This window comes from Burkholderia sp. MSMB1826, from assembly GCF_001526325.1.
Classification (GTDB): Bacteria; Pseudomonadota; Gammaproteobacteria; order Burkholderiales; family Burkholderiaceae; genus Burkholderia.
On sequence record NZ_LOYN01000015.1, the window covers coordinates 111,399 to 125,787 of the forward strand.

Genomic DNA, 14,389 nt, shown 5'->3' on the forward strand with positions numbered 1-14,389 from the left:
TGGCCGACGCGCTCGTCAGACCGTGGCCAGGAAGCGTTCCGCGATGCCGACGAAATAGGCGGCGCCCCAGCCGAGCGCCTCGTCGTTGAAGTCGTAGCCCGGGTTGTGAACCGAGCAGCCGCCGTGCGAATCGATACCGTTGCCGAGCATCACGTAGCACCCGGGCACGCGTTCCGTCATCCATGAAAAATCCTCGCTGCCCATCACACCGTCGGGAAGCAGCGTGAGCGCGCCGGCGCCGGCCAGCGCCGTGATCGTCTCGACCGCGAGATCCGCGGCGGCGGCATCGTTGACGACGACGCGCGAGATGGCCTGATAATCGACCTGCGCAACGGCCCCGTAGGCCTGCGCCTGCGCGTCGGCGATCCTGCGAATCCGCGCCTCGACCTCGTCGCGCGTGGCCGCGTCGAGCGAGCGGACCGACAGTTGCAGCGTCGCCCTCTCGGGAATCACGTTCGGGGCCGTGCCGGCATGGAACGTACCGACCGTCACCACTGCCGCCTTGGCCGGATCGATGTTGCGGGCGACGATCGATTGCAGCGCGGTCACGATGTTCGCCGCCGCAACGATCGGATCGCACGCGTGCTGCGGCATCGCGCCGTGCCCGCCCTTGCCCGTCACAGTGATCGTCACCGAATCGGACGACGCCATCATCGCGCCGTAGCGCAACGCGAAATGACCGACCGGTACGCCAGGCGCGTTGTGCAGCGCATAGACGCGCTCGCACGGAAAGCGCTCGAACAAGCCCTCCTCGATCATGCGCCTTGCGCCGCCGAGCCCTTCCTCCGCAGGCTGAAAGATCACGTTCAACGTGCCGTCGAAGCGCCCCTGTGCGGCCAGATGATGGGCGGCCGCAAGCAGGATCGCGGTATGGCCGTCGTGACCGCATGCGTGCATCGTCCCGGCGACCGTGCTCGCATGAGGCAGGCCCGTTTCTTCCCGGATCGGCAACGCGTCCATGTCGGCGCGCAGGCCGAGCGTGCGCGACGACGTACCGCGCCGCAACCGGCCGACCACCCCGGTGCCGCCGATACCGGTCGTCACGTCGAAGCCCCACTCGGTCAATTGCGCGGCGACGATCCGCGCGGTGCGGGTTTCGGCAAAACCGAGTTCCGGGTGGGCATGGATGTCGCGTCGGATCGCGACGAAGCGGGGGGCGGTTTCACGGATCGCCGCGAGCGTCCGGGCAAAGTCCTGCGTCATGTCTGGCTCCATTGGATCGGCTGCATCGCAACCGCTGCGGCCAAGTATGGAGAGACGCGCCGGGTCAAAAAACACATCAATTTTGATACGGATAAGATTTGGTTATATCCTCCGCATCATGAAAACCCATCAATTGCGCGCGCTGGTCGCAGTGGCCACGGCAGGCAGCATCAAGGCTGCCGCGAAAACGATGCATGTCAGCCAGCCGGCCGTCAGCAAGGCGATTCAGGAACTGGAAAGCGAATTCGGCGTGGCGCTTCTGGAACGCAAGCCGTGGGGTGTCGTGCCGACGCCGGAAGGCGACGTCCTGCTCGGCCGCGCGCATGCGGTCGTGCGGGAGATCGAGCGCGCACGCGACGACATCGCGCACCTGAAAGGGCTGCGCGAAGGCAGGCTGGTGCTCGGTTTCACGCCGATCGTCGCGGTCACGGGGTTCGCCCACGCCTATGCCGAATTTCGACGCCACTGGCCCCATGTCGAGTGCGAACTGCGCGAACTGTCGTTCAGCCAGTTGACCGAGCAGTTGCACAGCCGGACCCTCGATCTCGCGTTCGCGGCCATCACCGGCGAGGTCGCCGAGTCCGCCGACGTGAAGCCGATCCGCACCTTCGACACGGCATTCGTCACCCGCGAGAACGGGCGTTTCGCCGGCGCGACATCCCTGGACGCGCTCCGCGATGCCGAGTGGATCCACACCGATCCGAGCGACAATTTTCCGGCGCACATTCGCGCGCTCCATGCGCACGCGGGCCTGCCGGCGCCGCGTTGCATCACGCGCTGCACGTCGTATGCGCTGTTCTACAGCCTGCTTCTCACGACGGACGCCATCTTCTCGTGGACCCGGCACTCGCTGTCGGAAACCGTGTTCGGCCAGGCGCTCACGCCGCTCGCGCTGCCGCTGTCGCCGCCACCGCTGCAGCTCTATCGGCTCACGCCGCCCGGATTGCAGTTGACGCGCCCCGCAACGGATTTTCTCGCGTACATCGAAGCTGCGTTCGCGTCGCATTCGTTCGGGAGCGACACGCGGCGCTGACGGAAGCGGTCCGTACCGAGCATCAGGCCGCCACGGCGCGCCGCATGAACACGCGCCGCGTTTCGTCGAGACCGAGCGCGACGTGGTGCGAGCGGATCGCGCACAGCGCGTCGTCGAGCGATGCGTCGTCGATGATGTGAAAACCGAGGCGCGCGTAATAAGGCGCGTTCCACGGCGCGTCGCGGAACGTCGACAGCACGACCTCAACGATGCCGTCTTGCGCGGCGTGCGTCATGATCTGCTCGATCAGGCGCGCGCCGATCCGCTGTCCCGCATGCGACGGCGCAACATCCAGTTCCTCCAGATACAGCCGCTGCGCATCGAGTAGCCGGTAGAACACGAATCCCACGCACGCGCCTTGCGGATCGACCGCCACATACGCGCGACCGCCGTCGATCCGCTCAAGCACGGCAGCCGCATCGGTCGGCTCGCCGTCGGCGATATCGGCCATGCCGATCGCGCGAAACCGCTGCGCGGCGGCGACTTCCACGGCGGCCATCGCGGCCGCGTCTTCCCGCGTGGCGGGGCGAATCAGGATCGATGCAGGCATGACGACAATTCAGGCAGGCAGTCTGGAACGGCCGTCACTATAATCGAAACCTCAGACGTTTCGAACGCCCCCCACGAGGCCTGCCATGACGTTGTCCGCCCTCGCCGTCTTCGCCTTCGCGTTGCTCGTCACCGCCGGCACGCCCGGCCCGAGCGTCGCCGCGCTCGTCGCCCGCGTGCTGACGAACGGCGTGCGCGACGTGCTGCCGTTTCTCGCCGCGATGTGGCTCGGCGAAGCGCTGTGGCTCACGCTCGCGGTCGCGGGGCTGTCCGCGTTCGTGCGCACGTTCGCGACCGGCCTGATCGTGCTCAAGCTGCTCGGCGTCGCGTATCTGCTGTTCCTTGCATGGAAGATGTGGACCGCGCCCACGTCGGCGGGCACGGACGCGCTGCCGACCGGCCAGTCGCCGTGGCGCATGTTCGTGGCCGGCATGCTGGTCACGCTCGGCAACCCGAAGATCATGCTGTTCTATCTTGCGCTGCTCCCGACGATCGTCGATCTGACGCATGTCGGCGTGATCGCCTGGGCCGAACTCGTCGGCACGATGCTCGTGGTCCTGATTCTTGCCGACTGCTTCTGGTCGCTGCTCGCTTCGCGTGCGCGTGCGTTGCTCACGTCGGCACGCGCGAAGCGGATCGCGAACCGCACGAGCGCGACCGCGATGGCCGGTGCGGCGGTGGCGATCGCGACGCGGTAAGCCGCCGCCCGGCGCGCATCGCGCGTCCCTTTCTCCGTCGCCTCGGGAATCGACATGAAAACCTGGCTATCGACTGTCCTGCTCTGCCTGTGCACAACGGTCGCGCACGCGGCCGGTGTCAAGTTCGTCCGGATCCCCGCCGATGCATCCGGCCCGGAGCTGCGTGCGATCGTGTGGACGCCGTGCGCGGAGGCGATGCAAACGCTCACGATCGGCCCTTACACGCTGAAAGGACGTCGCGACTGCCCGACCGCCGGCGACAAGCTGCCGCTCGTCGTGATCTCGCACGGTCATGGCGGCACGTTCGTCGGCCATCACGATCTCGCCGAAACGCTTGCCGATGCGGGGTACGTCGTCGCGGCGATCAACCATCCGGGCGACACGTTCTCCGACATGAGCCGCGCGGCCGACCTGCAGAACTTCGTCGAGCGTCCGGCAGATATCAAGCGACTGGTCGACTACATGCTCGCTCACGCGCCGGATGCCGCGCACATCGACCCGGCACGCATCGGCTTCTTCGGCTTTTCGCGCGGCGGCTATACCGGCCTCGTGCTGGCCGGCGGCAATCCGGATTTCGCTCATGCGCCGGTCGCCTGCCCTGATCCGACCTGGCCGATCTGCAAGCAGATCCGGGCCGGTGACCTGCCGAAGGCGCCGCTGATGCACGACTCGCGCATCAAGGCGTACGTGCTGGCCGATCCGCTCGATGAATTTCCGACCTCGGATACGGTGAAGAACATCCGTGCGCCGATCCAACTCTGGGCATCGGAGGAAGGCGGCGACGGCGTGACGCCGGATACGGCCCCCGCACTGGCCGCGCTACTACCGCAACGGCCTGAATTCCATGTCGTGCCGAATTCAGCGCACTTCGCGTTTCTCGCGCCATGCCCCGAACGGTTGGCCCACGACGCACCCGACATCTGCACCGACGCAAAGGGATTCGATCGCGCCGCGTTCCACGAAACGCTCGACGCCAAGGCACTCGCGTTCTTCGACGCGAATCTTCGCTGACTAGCAGCGAAACGCCTTGCGCCAACCGCCCTGCTCCGGCGCGCGATCGTTGCATTCGATCAGCGCACGCACCAGCGCCCAGTTGTCGTCGTCGCAGAAATCGAGCAGCACCGCGCCGTACGGGCCGCGCTGCTCGCGCAAGCGCTCGGCCAGTCGCGCATGAATTCCCTGCACCCGGCCATCGCCGAATGCGACCACCGACGGATTCGCCCCCATCCCCGTTCCGCTGCAGAAACTGAGCGCCCAGCGGCCGCTGTCCGGCAACGGCAGATGCGTCAGCAGCGCGTCGATCGCGCGCCACTTCCATGCGATCGACGCGGCCACCGGCACGCGATATTCATCCTGGATCACGAAGGCGCCGTCCGGATGGTCGATCGTAAACGTCGCGTTGTCGGGCCACGCGGTCAAGTCGATGCCGAGCGGCCGGCCGCTCCGAAAGCGCCGCAACAGCACGACCGCGCCGCGCACGTCGCCGAGCGTCGGCAGCGTGCCGCCGGCATGCCAGCGCAGCCGCGGATGCCGCGCGCGATGCACGTCGAACGTCGCATCGAAACCGCGCGTGCACGCATGCGCCGGCCACTCGTCCTTCACCGACATCACGATGCATTCGCGCGGATGCGCATCGAGAAAGCGCGTACAGGTCGCGAGCACGTCGTCGAACGTCATGCCGAGCGCGATGCCGCCGTGATGGATATCGAACGCATCGCGCACGTGCCGGCAGCGGATGTCGAGTAGCCGCACGCCATGCGCGAGCTGCGCATCGAGCGGCGCACGCTGCGTGCGCACCAGCCGATCGTCGACCGTATACGCACAGGTGTCATGGCTGCCCGGTAGGGTCAGCGTATGCAGCGGCCGCGCGTCGTCGAGCGCCGACATCCAGTCGGCAGGCGGCATGCACGTATCGTGGCGCGAAGGAATCATGAATCGATGAACGACAAGGAAAGAAAACCGTGGGTGACGGCGTCGGATGTCGCGGCGCGGGCCGGCGTGTCGCGCTCCGCAGTGTCGCGCGCGTTCTCGCCGACGGCAAGCATCGCACCGCAAACCCGCGAGCGCGTGATGGTCGCCGCGCGTGCGCTCGGCTACCAGGTCAACCTGATCGCGCGCGACATGATCACGCAGCGCAGCAGCATGATCGGCGTCGTGACGGCCGGGTTCGAGAACCCGTTCCGCGCGCGGCTGCTGTCGGACCTGATGGCCGCGCTCGGGCAGCGCGCGCTCACGCCGCTCGTGACCAATGCGGAAGATCCGCGCCAGGTCCGGCAATCGCTCGAACGACTGCTCAGCTACCGGATCGCGGGCCTCGTGATGACGTCCGCATCGCCGCCGCTGTCGGTCGCGCAGCAGTATCTCGAACACCGGATTCCGGTCGTGATGATCAACCGCGAAGCGAATCTGCCGGGCGCGGACGTGGTCGTCAGCGACAACGCGGTGGGCGCCGTGCATGCCGCGCAGCGGCTCGTGCGGGCCGGCGCGCGCCGGCTCGCGTTCGTCGGGCCGCGCAGCGCGAGCTACAGCGCGCGGTCGCGCGCCGCGGCGTTCGAGCACGCGATCGGGCAACGCGACGCGTTCGACGCGACGCTCGTACGCGTGCTCGACACGCCGTCCGACACCCATGCCAGCGGAATCGACGCCGCGCGGCAACTGTTCGCGACCGGCGAACGGCCCGACGGCGTGTTCTGCTCGTCCGACCTGCTCGCGCTCGGCGTGATCGACGTCGCGCGCCGCGAATTCGGCTTGCGCGTGCCGGACGACCTGCGCGTGATCGGCTTCGACGACATCCCCGCCGCCGAATACGACGCATATCGGCTGACGACGCTGCAACAGGACACGCGCGGCCTCGCGCACGCGGCGATCGACCTGCTCGCCGACCGGATGCAGACGTTCGACGGCCCGTCGCGCACGCGCGTCGTACCGGTCACACAGGTGGTGCGGGCCAGTTGCGCGTGACGGCGCGGAACCGCGCGCGGCCGCGCCGTGCGTCACTTCAACCCGCCCGCGAACCCGCGCAACAGGTAACGCTGCACATAGCCGGCCACGGCGAGCGTAGGCAGCGACGCCATCAGTCCCGCACTCATCAGGTCGCCCCAGTCGATGCCGTTCTCCGTCACGTAGCCGGCAATCGCGAGCGGCAGCGTGAAGCGGCTCGGCGTCGACACGAACAGCAGCGCGATCAGGAATTCGTTCCAGGCCGCGATGAACACGAAGATCGCGGTCGCGATCAGCCCCGGCGCGCACAGCGGCAGCACGATCTGCACGAGCCGCCGTGCGAGCCCCGCGCCATCGATGCACGCCGCTTCCTCGTATTCGATCGGCACGTCGCGCACGAACGCGAGGAGCATCCAGATCGCCATCGGCAACGCGTAGATCTGGTACGCGAGCATCAGGCCGAGCGTCGAATCGAGCAGGTGCAGCCGCTTCGCGAGCGCGAACAGCGGCACCGCGATCGTGATCGGTGGCATCAGCTTCAACGCCAGCACGAGCACCAAAAACAGCAGGTCGAGCCGCGCCGGAAATCGCAACCGCACGAGCGCATACGCGGCCGGAAACGCGAGCGCCAGCGCGAGCAGCGTCGTGCCGAAGCCGACCAGCAGCGAATTGGCGAGCGGCGCGCCGATGCCGTTGGACCATACCGATGAAAAATGCTCGACCGTCGGCGCGGCCGGCCAGATCCGCAGCGGATGATCGAGGCGTTCAAGCGTCGGCATGAAGGCGGCACCTGCCATCCACAGGCACGGCAGCAGCAACAGCGCGAGTGCGACGATGCGCAGCGCCCAGGGCACCGCGCAACCGAATGCGGTGCCCGTTCGCGCGCGAGATATGCCCGCCGATCGCGTCGTCATGCGCGCCGCTTGCGAACCGTCTGCCATACGTACCCCGAGACCAGCAGCGCGGACGCCGCGAGCATCAGCACCGACGCGGCACTCGCCGGCCCGACGTTGAAGAAGCGAAAGCCCGTGTCGTAGATATAGGTCGACAGCGTCTGCGTCGCGTTGCCGGGGCCGCCGCCCGTCAGTGCATAGACCTTGTCGAACAGCTTGAACGTGTCGATCGAGCGCAGCAGCAGCGCAAGGCCGATCTGCGGCGCCGCGAGCGGCAGCGTGATGTCGCGCAGGCACTGCCACTCGCTCGCGCCGTCGGTGCGTGCGGCTTCGTACAGTTCCTGCGGGATCGACTGAAGCCCGGCCAGCACGATCAGGAACGCCATCGGCGTCCACTGCCACACGTCGACGAGCGCGAGCGACCACAGCGCGAGGTGCGGATCGGACAGCCAGCGCACGCCGTCGACGCCGAACGCCGCGAGCAGCGCGTTGAGGAACCCGTCGAAGTTCAGCCAGTTGCGCCAGATCGCCGAGCACACGAGCGTGGACAACATCATCGGCAGGATCGCGAGCGGCAGCGCGATGCGCCGCCCCGGAAACGCGCGCACGAACAGCAGCGCGAGACCGAAGCCCAGCGCGACTTCGGCGAGCGACGCGACGAGCGTGAAGCGCAGCGTGTTGCCGAAGCCGGCCGCAAACGCATCGTCGCCGAGCACCGCGCGATAATTCGCGAGCCCCGCGAACGCGCGGCGGCCGGCCGCGTAATCGACCCGGCAGAACGAGTCGATCAGCACCTGCGCGACCGGATACAGCGCAAGCGCGGCGAGCACCAGCAGCGCCGGCCCGAGCAGCGCGACGAACGGCAGGCTGCGGCCGAACGCTCTCATGTGGAACACCCGGCCAACGGATCGACGGGCGCGCTCACTTGCCGGCCGCGGCCGTCGCCTGCGCGATCTTCTGCTGCGCCTGGCGCAGCGCGGCATCGGGCGCGGCCTGCCCCGTCAACGCGAGCTGCAACTGATCGCCGAGAATGCTCTCGACCTGCTGCCAGTCCTTCACGCGCGGCCGCGCGCGGCCCGCCTCGAGCGCCTTCAGTTGATCGGGATACCAGCGGTACTGACGCACCAGCGCCGGATCGTTGAAGACGCTGCGGCGAGTCGGCGGAATGCCGATGCCGGCGAGGCGCGTCTGCGTATCGCGCGCGCTCAGGTAAGCGAGGAAGTCCTGCGCCAGCTTCGCGTGCGGCGCGTCCTTCGGAATGCCCATCTGCCAGATCCCGAGCATCGGCGCCGGGCCTGCGGTCTGCCCCGGCGGCGGCTGCAGCGCGATCTGCCCGACCACGCGCGACTGCTTCGGATCGTCGAGCGCCGGCACCCACGCCGGCCATACCTCGATCGACTGCGCGGCCGTGCCGCGCTGCAATGCGTCGCGCACTTCGGCCGCCCCGTACACGTCGACGTCCTTCGGTGCGAACGCCTTCAGCGCGAGGAACGTCTTCAGTGCAGCCTGCGCTTCGCGCGAATCGATCGTCACGTTGCCGGCATGGTCGAACACGTCGCCGCCGTACGCCCACAGGATCGGCAGGAACCCCGTGACGACCGGATTGCCCTTCGTGCCGCGGAACACGACGCCCGAGACGCTCTTGTCCGCGCCGCCGACGGTCTGCGCGATCTTCAGCACGTCGTCCCAGTTGCGCGGCGGCTGCAGCTTGTACTTCGCGAGCAGATCCTTGCGGTACGCGAACATCTCGACGTTGCCGACGATCGGCAGCGCGTACAGCGCGCCGGCCGCATTGCGTCCGAGCGCGACGGCGGACGGCACGAGATCGGCGTCCGCGAGCGACGCGGGCAGCGGCTTCAGCCAGCCGTTGCCGATGAATTCGGGCGCCCACGTGTCGTCCATCATCACGAGATCGTAAGCGCCCGTGCCTTCGCGCATCGACAGCTTGAGCTTCTGGTACAGGTTCGCGTTCGGCAGCTTGAGCAGTTCGATCTCGGTACCCGGATGCAGCTTGTTGAAACCGGCGACGGCGTCGGTCAGCCCTTTGCCGTAGATGTCGTCGCGGCCCGCGATGACGAGATCGGCGGCCACGGCGTGCATGGCGGCGAAGGACAGCGCAAGGGCGACGGACAGCGCGCGCAGGCGGCTCGGCAAGGTCATGAGGTCTCTCTCGTTCGGCGTGGTGGCGGGACGGCCAGGCGTTGCACACGTGTGCAACGCGGGGGACGCGGCTGGCCGCCTGATGCGAACGCCATTGTTCACGCCGATCGTTAAGAATTTGTGGCATGCGGCGAATGCCGATGCGCGGCATGTGCCGTCGTACCGCTCGCGCCGGCCGTATCGATCACGCCGCGACGCGACGGAGGTCGGGGGGCGGCCCGGCGCGCCATGCTCGCCCAGCCGCCCGCCTCATGCCCGCGGCCGCAGCCGCGGCCGTCAGAAGTTCACGCGAATCCCGGCCAGCACCGCCAACTGCCGGCTCGAATTGCTGTTCGCGAGCACCGGAATCTGCGCATAGTTCGCCGCGTTGCCGTTCGCGTCGGTGCCGAGCCCCGTGCCGCTCGCGATCTGCCCGATCGCGACCGCATACAGCGCCGTGCGCTTCGACAGGCTGTAGTTCGTGCCGAGATTGATCTGATGGAACCGCGTCGTGCCGCGCCCGTCCGTATGCGCGGCGTTGAAGAGGTACGCGACGCCGCCTTGCAGCGCCGGCGTGAACATGTACGTGACGTTCAGCTCGCCGACGTCGAACGTGAACGCCTGCGTGCGCGGCTGCACGGCGCTCGAGAAATAGCGGCTGTCGCCCAGGCGCGTATGCGTGTAGGTCAGCGCGAGCGTCGCCGCGCCGAACGTGACCGACCCGCCCGCGCCGAATGCGCGCATCGAGCCGGCATCCTGCAGCAGGCAATACATCGCGCCCGCGTTGCTGCACGCGAAATCGCCGATATAGCCGCTCGCGCCGCCGAGCGCCGCGTCGAGCGGCTGATGCAGGTCGAGGTAGCCGACCGAGAACGCCACCGGCGCGCGCGTGTACGTCGCGGCCACCGCATAGCCGCGCTTCGCGGAAAAATCGCCGGCCTGCCCACCGAAGCTGAACGTACCGCCGAACGTGAGCCCGTTGAAATCGGCGCTGGTGAATTTCACCGCGTTGTTGAAGTTGAAGGCGGCATTCAGGTTGTCGACGTCGCCGAGATGCGAGCCGTACGGCGTCGCCCAGTTGTTGCTCGACACGTACGCGCCGAGCATGTCGGTGTACGAGTCGTATTGCCGGCCGAGGCCGAGCGTGCCGATCCCGTCCTGGCGCAGCCCGACCCATGCCTGCCGGCTGAATGCGGTGCCGCCCTGCAGCGCCTGCCCGCTCGCCGACAGGAACTGCTGCTCGAGCGTAAATACCGCGTCGAGGCCGCCGCCGAGCGGCTCGGCACCCTGGAAGCCGAAGCGGGACGGCACGAGATTGCCGCCGCCCATCTGCCACGCATGGCCGCCGCCCGTGCTGCCGTCGGCGCGCGTGAACTGCTGGTTGGTCGAATAGATGATGCCGGTGTCCACGGTGCCGTACAGCGTCACGCTCCCCGAAGTCTGCGCGTGCGCGTGCACGCAACCCAGCATGACCGCGGCCGCGGTCAGTCGTCGTCCGTTCTTCATGTCCCGCCCCTCCATGTTCATCAGTTCGCAGTGCAAATCGATGGCGTTGTCGATATGGGTGGCAGGACTTTATCCAGCGAAAATTCCGGACCCCTATCCCAAATCAGCAAACGGTGACGAGGACGGGCGACGCACGACGGCGCCGTCGCGGCAGGAGAACGTCATTCGGGGCGCAAGGTTTGCGACGGCAGCTCGCCGAACAGGTCGCGATACTCGCGCGCGAAATAGCCGAGATGCGTGAAGCCCCAGCTCGCGGCGGCTTCGCCGACGCCGAGCTGCTGCACCGGCGTCGTGCGCAGCAGGCGACGCACCGCGTTCAGCCGGATCGTGCGCAGGTAGCCGACCGGCGTGACGTCGGCCACGCGTTGAAAGCTCGTTTGCAGCGTGCGGCGGCTGCAGCGCAGCGCGCGGCACAGTTCGAGCACGGTGACGGGTTCTTCGGGCCGCTCGCGCAGATGCTTCTCGCAGCGGCTCACGATATCGCTGTAGGTGGCGTGCGTGATGTCGCGGCGCTCGACGCCGATGCCCTGTTCGAGCGCATCGAGGAACATGCCGAGCATCGCGTCGCGAAACATCTTGCGGGTGGCCGCGTATTCGAGGCAGCCCGGGTTGCGCTGGGCATCGTCGATCAGCGCCGACAACCGCATCCCGAGCGCGACGCCCTGCGCATCGGACAGCCGTGTCACGTGCCGCAGCCTGCGCGCGGCGGCCGCGCCGAATTCGGCTTCGCACAGCTCGTCGACCATGTCGGACGCGGCGCTGATCCCGACGAGCCCCATCCCTTCCGGCGTGTGGAATTCGAAATCCTCGCCGGCGCGCAGCGCGAGCAGCGCATAGCCGTCGACCGGCTGCCCCTGGAACGTACCCGCGAGCGGCACGGACAGCGGCACCGCGAGCGACGTGCGCCCGAGCGGCGCGAGCCCCGTTTGCGCGACCCGCCGGTTGGTCGTCTCGCGGAAGAAGTGGAAATCGTCGTACAGCACCTGCGTGACGGTGCCCTTGAAGCGGCCCGGCGTCATCTGACGATAGACCTGATGCCAGCCCGCGATCGCGAGCCCGTGATCGTGCACGTCTTCGTGCGAGCGTGACTGGAACAGCATCGGCGTCTCCGGTAAAACCCTCGGGTGCTGGACGCGGCCGCCGGGTTCGCGCGGCACGCGTCGCCACAGCTTACCCTCGCAAAATCCTGCGTAGTGCGGTTTCGAACGCGAGACAGGCCGCCGACAGCGCGGCGGCCTGCTCGTCGATCAGCCTGACATAGCGGCGAAACGACGGCATCCGGTTCACGACCTCGCTGCCGCCGAACGGCACGATCGCGAGCGTCCAGCGGCCGTCGCGCGCGTCGATCGCGCAGTCGGTCAGGTGCAGCGGCCGCAGCGCGTCGGCCAGCGCCGGCTCGGCGATCAATGCGGCCAGCGCGTCGACGAAGCGCGGGTCGCATCCGGGCGCGGGCGCCGCCTCGATGCCGGTGCGACGCAGCCAGCCGGTCTGTCGCACGCGCGCGCTGCCCCGCGCGGCCGGGCCGTCGGCGGCCGCCGTCACCTTCACGCCGACCGTATGCATCAGGAACTGGCGCTCGACGCACTCGTCGATGCTCACGCGCACGCCGTTCGACAGCCGCGCCGTGACACCACCGACGCCGCCGACGCCGCCGACGCCGCCGTCGGCATCGCGCACGGCCCGCAGATCGGCGAGCACGCGCGCGGCGATCGCGCCGGGACGGTTACCGGGCGGCGGCGCATCGGGCGCCGCGCGCCACCGGGCGAGCACGGCCTTCACGGCGCGACGTGCTCGTTGCGCAGCACGTCCTCGACCGGCACCGGCTTGAACGGATGCCGGCGCTGCACGACGAGCGTCCAGAACAGCGCGTACAGCGCGGTGAGCCCCAGCATCGCGCCGAACGGCACGTAGATGTCGCGCGGGTTCATGCCGGGCGGCGTGATGTACCAGATCGCGAGCACGATACCGACGCTCGACACGATCTGCGGCAGCGGGAACAGCGGCGAACGGTACGGCCGCGGCAGGTCCGGGCGGCGGATACGCAGCATCACGACCGACGCGGTGACGAGCAGGTACGCGGTGCCCCACGCGCAGGTCGCGGCGAGCACCAGATGCAGGATGCTGTCGAGATTGCCGTTGATCAGCCACGCATGGAAGATCGGCACGATCGCCGACGCGACGATGCCGACCACGGGCGTCTTGAAACGCGGATGCAGGTACGCGAAGCAGCGCGGCAGCGCGCCGTCGATCGCCATCCCGTACAGGATGCGCGGCAGCCCGGCCATCAGCGTGTTGATCGTCGCGGCGCCCGCGCACAGGAACGCGATGCCGAACCACACGCGGCCGAACGGCCCGAGCACCTGGAGCGCGAACGCGGGAATCGCACCCGGCGTGTCGAGCAGGTGCGTGAGGCCGTCGGGGCTCACCGGCACGTTCGCGACCTGGCGGCGGATCGCCGCGCCGTACAGGAACATGCAGATCGCGACGCCGACGAGGCCGAGCGCCATCGCGCGCGGGATCGTGCGGCCCGGCGCCTTCATTTCCGGCGCGAGCGGCGTGACGAACTCGCAGCCGACGAACATGAACATCGCCATCCCGACCAGCGACAGCACGGCCGGGATCGACGTGCCGACTTCCGAGCCGCCGAACCAGCCGTCGAGATGCACGGCCGGCGCGGCCGCGAGCCCGAGGATCCCGAAGATCATCAGCGACAGCCACATGCCGGCCGTCAGCACGATCTCGAGCTTGCTGAACACCTTGATGCCGACGATGTTGGTGATCGCGAACGTGATCACGAGGCCGACGCCGACGAGCCATGAACTGTTGTGCTTCTCGAACGCGGCGTTCAACGATTCGAAGTTTACGAGCGCCATGATGCCGCTCAGGATCGTCTCCGCCGTGCCGGCGAACACGTGCACGAGGAAATACGCGGAAATCGTGCCGGTGATCGCCCAGAAGCGGCCGAGCCCGCACGACAGGTAATCGTAAACCGAGCCGGCCGTCGGCAGCATCGCGGCGGCTTCGGAGAACGTGGTCGCCTGCGCCTGCATCATCACGAACGCGACGATCATCGCGACGGCGAACGCCCAGCCGCCCATCCCGAAGCCCGACGTCGCGGTGAGGATCACCGGGCTCGCCATGATGAGGCCGACGGCGCTCGCCAGCGCGGTCGGGAAACCGACCGCACCGGCCTTCAATGCGGCGCCGCCGCCCGCTTCAGCCGGCGAGCCGGCGGGCGTATCGCCTGCGGCGCCGGTCATTCCCGACCATCCCGACATCGTTGTCTCCTTCGTAGGTGGGCCCGAACCGGCGCTTCGTCGGCGGCCGGGGCCGGATGCTCTGCGGTTGGCCCCGGGCGGTGCTTCAGCACGACGAGACCCGGGCCCCTTGTCGATCACGGCGTGATCCGATGTCGAAAAAATACGCAG

Annotated in this window: 14 protein-coding genes; 4 read left to right on the forward strand and 10 right to left on the reverse strand. The window is 68.4% G+C overall.

What is annotated here, in order from left to right; all coding sequences use genetic code 11:
- Positions 1-15: 15 nt before the first annotated feature.
- The gene (locus tag WS95_RS07480; RefSeq protein ID WP_059823101.1) at positions 16-1,203 is read right to left on the reverse strand and encodes a M20 aminoacylase family protein; all 1,188 of its coding nucleotides are present in this window, start codon (positions 1,201-1,203) and stop codon (positions 16-18) included.
- Here WS95_RS07480 and WS95_RS07485 point away from each other — a divergent pair.
- Positions 1,127-2,236 (forward strand): LysR family transcriptional regulator, encoded by a 1,110-nt coding sequence (locus WS95_RS07485; protein WP_257139639.1) that lies wholly within the window; start codon positions 1,127-1,129, stop codon positions 2,234-2,236. The two genes, WS95_RS07480 and WS95_RS07485, sit on opposite strands and share 77 nt — an antisense overlap.
- Positions 2,237-2,258: 22 nt before the next feature.
- Here WS95_RS07485 and WS95_RS07490 read toward each other — a convergent pair whose 3' ends face one another.
- A complete protein-coding gene (locus tag WS95_RS07490) occupies positions 2,259-2,786 on the reverse strand; it encodes a GNAT family N-acetyltransferase (RefSeq protein WP_059823105.1) in 528 nt (175 codons plus the stop codon).
- Positions 2,787-2,871: 85 nt separating this feature from the next.
- Here WS95_RS07490 and WS95_RS07495 point away from each other — a divergent pair, with 85 nt between their 5' ends.
- Positions 2,872-3,483: a LysE family translocator gene (locus WS95_RS07495; protein ID WP_059780583.1), complete on the forward strand. Its 612-nt coding sequence runs from the start codon at positions 2,872-2,874 to the stop codon at positions 3,481-3,483.
- Between the two features lie 54 nt (positions 3,484-3,537).
- Positions 3,538-4,494: an alpha/beta hydrolase family protein gene (locus tag WS95_RS07500; protein ID WP_059823107.1), complete on the forward strand. Its 957-nt coding sequence runs from the start codon at positions 3,538-3,540 to the stop codon at positions 4,492-4,494.
- Here the strand turns inward: WS95_RS07500 and WS95_RS07505 are convergent, their stop codons facing one another.
- Complete coding sequence (locus tag WS95_RS07505; RefSeq protein WP_155294367.1) at positions 4,495-5,415, reverse strand: phosphatidylinositol-specific phospholipase C; 921 nt, start codon at positions 5,413-5,415, stop codon at positions 4,495-4,497. It abuts the gene before it with no gap.
- Between the two features lie 6 nt (positions 5,416-5,421).
- On the opposite strand from WS95_RS07505, the gene WS95_RS07510 reads away from it, so the two are divergent.
- On the forward strand, positions 5,422-6,444 hold the full coding sequence (locus tag WS95_RS07510; protein ID WP_059823109.1) for a LacI family DNA-binding transcriptional regulator: 1,023 nt from the start codon (positions 5,422-5,424) through the stop codon (positions 6,442-6,444).
- 32 nt (positions 6,445-6,476) lie between these two features.
- Here WS95_RS07510 and WS95_RS07515 read toward each other — a convergent pair whose 3' ends face one another.
- The 7 genes from WS95_RS07515 to WS95_RS07545 form a co-directional block, all read right to left on the reverse strand.
- On the reverse strand, positions 6,477-7,337 hold the full coding sequence (locus tag WS95_RS07515) for a carbohydrate ABC transporter permease (protein ID WP_059823111.1): 861 nt from the start codon (positions 7,335-7,337) through the stop codon (positions 6,477-6,479).
- The gene (locus tag WS95_RS07520) at positions 7,334-8,203 is read right to left on the reverse strand and encodes a carbohydrate ABC transporter permease (RefSeq protein WP_059780587.1); all 870 of its coding nucleotides are present in this window, start codon (positions 8,201-8,203) and stop codon (positions 7,334-7,336) included. The genes WS95_RS07515 and WS95_RS07520 overlap by 4 nt, the downstream gene beginning before the upstream one ends.
- Positions 8,204-8,237: 34 nt before the next feature.
- The gene (locus WS95_RS07525) at positions 8,238-9,476 is read right to left on the reverse strand and encodes an ABC transporter substrate-binding protein (protein ID WP_059823113.1); all 1,239 of its coding nucleotides are present in this window, start codon (positions 9,474-9,476) and stop codon (positions 8,238-8,240) included.
- Positions 9,477-9,752: 276 nt separating this feature from the next.
- Entirely contained in the window at positions 9,753-10,961 is a 1,209-nt protein-coding gene (locus WS95_RS07530) for a porin (RefSeq protein WP_059823527.1), read from the reverse strand.
- A gap of 161 nt (positions 10,962-11,122) precedes the next feature.
- Positions 11,123-12,061: a helix-turn-helix domain-containing protein gene (locus WS95_RS07535; protein WP_034204494.1), complete on the reverse strand. Its 939-nt coding sequence runs from the start codon at positions 12,059-12,061 to the stop codon at positions 11,123-11,125.
- A gap of 70 nt (positions 12,062-12,131) precedes the next feature.
- Positions 12,132-12,740 (reverse strand): DUF3156 family protein, encoded by a 609-nt coding sequence (locus tag WS95_RS07540; protein ID WP_059823114.1) that lies wholly within the window; start codon positions 12,738-12,740, stop codon positions 12,132-12,134.
- The gene (locus WS95_RS07545) at positions 12,737-14,239 is read right to left on the reverse strand and encodes an APC family permease (protein ID WP_059823116.1); all 1,503 of its coding nucleotides are present in this window, start codon (positions 14,237-14,239) and stop codon (positions 12,737-12,739) included. The genes WS95_RS07540 and WS95_RS07545 overlap by 4 nt, the downstream gene beginning before the upstream one ends.
- Between the last annotated feature and the right edge of the window lie 150 nt (positions 14,240-14,389).